The sequence below is a fragment of the Arthrobacter sp. CG_A4 genome, from assembly GCF_035985125.1.
Lineage (GTDB): Bacteria > Actinomycetota > Actinomycetes > Actinomycetales > Micrococcaceae > Arthrobacter.
Map to the genome: position 1 here is coordinate 1 of NZ_JAXCID010000104.1, position 1,430 is coordinate 1,430.

The 1,430-nt window shown below is 66.0% G+C and carries 1 protein-coding gene; it reads left to right on the forward strand.

The genetic code is table 11. The annotated features are described in order from the left end of the window. The first annotated feature begins 64 nt into the window (after nt 1-64). Nucleotides 65-1,324: an IS701 family transposase gene (locus tag RCH07_RS19205; RefSeq protein WP_326969088.1), complete on the forward strand. Its 1,260-nt coding sequence runs from the start codon at nt 65-67 to the stop codon at nt 1,322-1,324. Nucleotides 1,325-1,430: the final 106 nt, after the last annotated feature.

The window sequence follows — 1,430 nt, forward strand, 5'->3', positions numbered from 1 at the left end:
GTACTTTGTTAGGTTTTTGAGTGTTGCTCTTTTAATCTTCGGCCGGGCCTGTTAATTTCGGTTCATGAGGGATGAGGAGATCGCGGCCGTTCGCATCGAGCTGGAGGACTACGTTGCGGAGGTCTTCGCGTCGCTGCCGCGCAAGGACCAGCGGTCCAAGGGCAGCCTGTATCTGCGGGGCCTGATGCTTGACGGGCGGCGGAAGTCGATGCAGCCGATGGGAGAGCGTCTCGGCGTGGACTACCAGCAGCTGCAGCAGTTCGTCTCCTCGTCGTCGTGGGCGGTGGAGCCGGTTCGGCGGCGGCTGGCGAACCTGGCCGTGGAGACGATCGGACCCGAGGCATGGGTCATTGATGACACCGGGTTCAAGAAGGACGGGCCGGCCTCCCCGTGCGTTGCCCGCCAGTACTCGGGCACGCTGGGGAAGATCGGGAACTGCCAGATCGGCGTCAGCCTCCATGCGGCCACCGACGCCGCGTCCTGCCCGCTGAACTGGCGGCTCTTCGTCCCCGAGGCCTGGGACGATACCTGCGCGGAGACGAACGAGGCAGCCTCCCGGATTCAGGAACGGCGTTCCCGGGCACGGATCCCGGACACGGTCCGGCACCGCACGAAATGGTCCCAGGCGCTGGAAATGATCGATGAGGCCGCCGTCTGGGGACAGGCGCCCCCGGTGGTTGTGGCCGATGCCGGGTACGGGGAAATCACCGCCTTCCGCCTCGGACTGCAAGCCCGGTCCATCCCGTACGTGCTTGCGGTCAAGGCCTCCACCAGCGCCCTGCCTGCCGAGGCGATACCTGAACCAGTCGAGTACAGCGGACGGGGGCCCCGCGGGGCGGACCGGTACCGGGACAAACCCTCCTCGCTGCGGGACCTGGCCCTCGCGGCAGGACGCAGGCAGCTCCACCAGGCCACCTGGCGACACGGCACCAAAACCGGCCCCGGGAACCGGACCGCGGCCATGAAATCACGCTTCCTGGCCCTGCGCATCCGCCCCGCCAACCGCGACATACCGCTGAACGAAGACGGGTCCCTGCCCGAGCAGTGGATGCTCGCCGAATGGCCACCCAACGAGCCCGCACCCACCGACTACTGGCTCTCCGACCTCCCAGCCGACACGACACTGAAGACCCTCGTCCGGCTCGCGAAAATGCGGTGGCGCATCGAGCACGACTACCGCGAACTCAAGACCGGGCTCGGGCTCTCCCACTTCGAAGGACGGTCCTTCACCGGCTGGCACCGCCACGTCACGCTCGTCACCGCCGCCCACCTCTTCATCACCAGACTGCGGCTCAAGAACCCAAAAGCAGCTGGGGCAGCCTAAGCCTGTACGGCATCCTCAGAGAACTCCAACGAGTCCTCGCCGCATGGCTCGGTTACTGCCCCCACTGCCGACAACGAGCACCAACATAACAAAGTACTACTAGGAG